We start from the raw sequence: 3,801 nt of genomic DNA, 5'->3' as shown, positions 1-3,801 counted from the left end.
GAAAATTCAGGGGGATATCCAACTCTTTCCTTTACTTTTAGACTTTATAGCTAAACGAATTTTATAACAATTATCGCCTAGATTAGTTCCTAATGTTGGGTTTTCTTCTAAATCTTTAAATAAAATTAGAAGATAATCTTTTAAAGAGCGATACTTTTTACCTAGCTTTTTTGTTTGTTTTAGAAATTCAGGAACAGCAATAATATTATAACTCATTTAGTAAGTCTTTTGCTGAAATACCACTTAGTTTATTTTCTTTAATAAGATTTAATTCGTTAACAGCCTGTTTCAATCCTTCTTTTGTAGGGTTCTTATGTTTCGTTATTTTCATTTTTAATGCTTTTGCAAAAGCTTTTAAAGCTTCTGCTTCTTCGGATGTAGAAGGTTCTACAATATAAATTTCTTGTATTGTCATAATCTACATTTTTAAATTCATAATTATCCTAAACAAAAATACAAAAACTATGTAATAATCGTTAATGTGGTTAAAATTGGATGTCCTAACAAAAATTCCATAGTAAGAAAAGGTATCTATTTACTTAACATAAGTATTATTATCTACCAATATTTTTTATGTTAAAACACTGATATTGTGATAGTGCCGTTTTGGATAAATTACTTTGTGTTTAAAAATCCTCTGGAAGGCGCATTCTACCGTTGAGTAAGGGTATTCAAATCGGTCAATAAGAAGTAAATTATCTCTTTTATAAAGATAGTATCGTTTTTATAGAAGAGATAATTATAGATCATTTAAAATATAACCAAGTTATCGTTGTATTTTTTTACTTGTTTTTTGATGATGGAATTATACCATTCTTTTTCTATATATTTCATTTTTAGAACTTGATAGCCTTCATCAGTTAATAAAAGATGTCCAATAAATGATTTAACAAGCGGATGATCTGGTCGATTAATCATCATAGACTCAAGAATTTTAAAATTTTCTTGATCTATTTCTCCGTTTTGAATATTAAACTCCAGAAAGAAGCCAACTTCTACTAGATAAGTTGGGCGAGAGAACATCATTAAAAATGCTTGATGTCGAATGTCTTTTGGCATTTTTTGATGAAACTGATCAAAGTAATATTCCATTACTTCTTTTGGTTCTCCTTTTTCTACAATTATTCTGAAATTATCACAGAAAGGAGCTACTTCTACTCCATCTATCGTTTGGAATAAAGGAGGTTTAGAATCGTCGAAGAATAATAAATTGAAGATTGATGAGATAACTTTCTTCTGATGGTAAGGGCTGACTTTAGTTTGATTTTCCATATACTTAAAAGTTGGTGCGAAACTAACACAATCTGTTGCAGAGGCACTGAGATACCCTAAAGACAAGAAAGGCAAGCCCGCACCAATATATGGCACAGGCGAAAGCCTATCGATTTAGTCTTTATAGAAGATTCCTAGTTTTCTGTAACTAAATAACGATAGCTATCGCTGACGTAATTTTTATTTTAATGATTGTAAAAGTACAAAAGAATAAAAACCCACAAATAAATTATTTATGGGTTTTAAGAAAATTATTTAAAATTTAATAAGTTAGGATTTATTCGATTATCCCATATAGAAAGAAATAATTAATCAGAATAAAAATTTAAAACCAAGTCCTTTATTTGGTTTAGATATTTTTTCAAAATTTTGAATTTCTTCTTTTAGTTGAGTTGAATATTCTTGTTTCATGAAATGTCTAAAAATAGATATATCCTCTTTTTCTCTGGTTTCAATCAAAGCTTCAATATAATCCACTTTAGATTCAGAATTAACGATAGCTAAAGGAAGATTGTAGTATTGTTGAATATAATTCATTAGTAATCTTGAACTTCTTCCATTCCCGTCATAAAAAGGATGAATTGACACCATATTAAAATGAGCATCAAAGGATAAATTTACCTGATCTTCTATAGATAGATTTGTTTTCATTTTATTTTGAATAGTAGAAACTAAATCATTCATTAATCTTTCTACTTTGTCATAATTAGGAAAATAAGTGGCTCCAGCCATAACATTTCCTTTTCTAAATTCTCCTTTACTAGCATCAACAGTTCCAAGAATAGTTTCGTAAACTGATCCAGTATTTTTTAAAACAAGTTCTCCAATGTTTTTAATTAATTCAACAGAAATAGGTGTTTTTTTATTTGCCTGTTCAATTACATAAATCAAAGCTTTATAATGATCTGTTACCATCAAGGAATGCTCTAAAGGTTTTCCTTTAGGTGTCAAGCCATCATTAATTAAAACGGAAGATTCAATTTCGGTTAAAGTTGAACCCTCTAATACTGTTGAATGATGAACAACTGAAATTAGATTAAACTTATCGTGATCAATCGTCTTTTCTATTCCAAGTTCTTTATATTTATTTATTAAGGATTTCATTGTTTTTATTTTTAAAGATCAACAAGTATATTTTTAATCAATTATCTTCATTCAAATAAATGATTTATTTCCTATTCTTAATTTCTCCGTTTAAGCTTTCATACTTTTTTATATAATCTTGAAAAGCTTCTTCAAAAATATCTTTGATTTTTGAACGCTCCCAATAAGCTATATTTTTTATTTTTTCTAATGTATCTATTTTAACTAATTGTGTTGTTTTAGTTTCTAAATAAACAGCTTTAGGTGAAATGTTTTCTTGTATAGATGGTTGTTGAATTGTTTCGTTTTTCTCTACAATAATATCCTGGTTACCTTGTAGTAACCCCTCAATACCTTTTGATAATATACTTTTCTTTCCCATATTTCTTTTATTTATTATAAATATTATATTTCATAAAAATATAATATTTAAAGTATTTCAAGTATTTCTTTTGTTAGATCCTTATAATCTTTAGCACCATTTGATTTGTCATCATAAGAAAATATGTCCATCTTATTTACAGGAGCTTCAGCAAGTGAAACGTTATCTCTAATTTTTGTCTGAAGAGTTTTATCTTTAAAATAATTGTTGACCATAGTATTAATTTCTCTATTCAAAACTTTACGAGAGTCGAATTGAGTTAAAAATACTCCAGCTAATTCTAAGTTCTGATTTAATCTGCTTTGTACTTTTACAATTACATCAGATAATTTTTTTAACCCCTGTAAAGCTAAATATTCAGCTTGTAAAGGAATTAATATTTTATCAGAAGCAGTGAAGGCATTTATTGTCAAAAGACCTAAAGATGGAGGTGTGTCTAATAAAATATAATCATATTTATCTTTTATTTTTGATAATCTCTCTTTTAATATGAATTCCCTTCCTGCTTCTCCAGAAAGTTCTATATCGATAGCTGACATATCTAATGTAGAAGCAATAATATCAAAATTTTCTTTGTATTGTAGAGGAGTGATTTCTACTTGTTCTGTTAATGTTTTATAGATATTTTTTTCTTCATTCTCTAAACCTAAACTATGAGTTAAATTAGCTTGAGCATCTAGATCAACAATTAAAACTTTATGACCTAATTTGTGAAGAGCAGCTCCTATATTAATTGTAGATGTAGTTTTTCCTACACCTCCTTTGTGATTTGATATACTGATAATCATTATTTCTTATGTTTATAACAAATGTATTATTTCTATTAAATATAAAAAATAAAATATTTAATAGAAATAATAGAAATAATAGAAATAATAGAAATAATAGTAATAATAGAAATAATAGAAATAATAGAAATAATAGAAATAATAGAAATAATAGAAATAATAGAAATAATAGAAATAATAGGAATAATAGAAATAATAGAAATAATAGAAATAATAGAAATAATAGGAATAATAGAAATAATAGAAATAATAGAAATGTAATATTGATATTAAAAT

6 protein-coding genes are annotated in these 3,801 nt (G+C 26.3%); all 6 read right to left on the bottom strand.

The features are described from left to right. Positions 1–6: 6 nt before the first annotated feature. The 6 genes from N5D03_RS14600 to N5D03_RS14575 all read right to left on the bottom strand — a co-directional run bounded on the left by N5D03_RS14600 (position 7) and on the right by N5D03_RS14575 (position 3,525). Positions 7–216, bottom strand: a complete 210-nt coding sequence (locus N5D03_RS14600) for a hypothetical protein (protein ID WP_280052080.1) — start codon at positions 214–216, stop codon at positions 7–9. After that, on the bottom strand, positions 206–415 hold the full coding sequence (locus N5D03_RS14595) for a hypothetical protein (RefSeq protein WP_280052079.1): 210 nt from the start codon (positions 413–415) through the stop codon (positions 206–208). Before N5D03_RS14595 ends, N5D03_RS14600 begins: the two co-directional genes overlap by 11 nt. A 335-nt stretch (positions 416–750) precedes the next feature. Next, positions 751–1,272 (bottom strand): hypothetical protein, encoded by a 522-nt coding sequence (locus N5D03_RS14590; RefSeq protein ID WP_280052078.1) that lies wholly within the window; start codon positions 1,270–1,272, stop codon positions 751–753. A gap of 312 nt (positions 1,273–1,584) precedes the next feature. Beyond that, positions 1,585–2,376, bottom strand: a complete 792-nt coding sequence (locus tag N5D03_RS14585; protein WP_280052077.1) for a Fic family protein — start codon at positions 2,374–2,376, stop codon at positions 1,585–1,587. Positions 2,377–2,440: 64 nt separating this feature from the next. Beyond that, positions 2,441–2,737: a hypothetical protein gene (locus N5D03_RS14580; protein ID WP_280052076.1), complete on the bottom strand. Its 297-nt coding sequence runs from the start codon at positions 2,735–2,737 to the stop codon at positions 2,441–2,443. A gap of 47 nt (positions 2,738–2,784) precedes the next feature. Further along, positions 2,785–3,525, bottom strand: coding sequence for a ParA family protein (locus tag N5D03_RS14575; RefSeq protein ID WP_280052075.1), 741 nt, complete (start codon positions 3,523–3,525; stop codon positions 2,785–2,787). Positions 3,526–3,801 lie beyond the last annotated feature (276 nt).

The organism is Empedobacter sp. GD03861 (assembly GCF_029840885.1).
Lineage (GTDB): Bacteria > Bacteroidota > Bacteroidia > Flavobacteriales > Weeksellaceae > Empedobacter > Empedobacter falsenii_B.
This window is presented reverse-complemented; position numbering and strand designations above follow the sequence as displayed.

Bases quoted from the DNA above. Each gene is read 5' to 3' on its own strand.
- N5D03_RS14585 (WP_280052077.1), bottom strand. From the start codon at position 2,376: ATGAAATCCTTAATAAATAAATATAAAGAACTTGGAATAGAAAAGACG.
- N5D03_RS14580 (WP_280052076.1), bottom strand. From the start codon at position 2,737: ATGGGAAAGAAAAGTATATTATCAAAAGGTATTGAGGGGTTACTACAA.
- N5D03_RS14600 (WP_280052080.1), bottom strand. From the start codon at position 216: ATGAGTTATAATATTATTGCTGTTCCTGAATTTCTAAAACAAACAAAA.
- N5D03_RS14575 (WP_280052075.1), bottom strand. From the start codon at position 3,525: ATGATTATCAGTATATCAAATCACAAAGGAGGTGTAGGAAAAACTACA.
- N5D03_RS14595 (WP_280052079.1), bottom strand. From the start codon at position 415: ATGACAATACAAGAAATTTATATTGTAGAACCTTCTACATCCGAAGAA.
- N5D03_RS14590 (WP_280052078.1), bottom strand. From the start codon at position 1,272: ATGGAAAATCAAACTAAAGTCAGCCCTTACCATCAGAAGAAAGTTATC.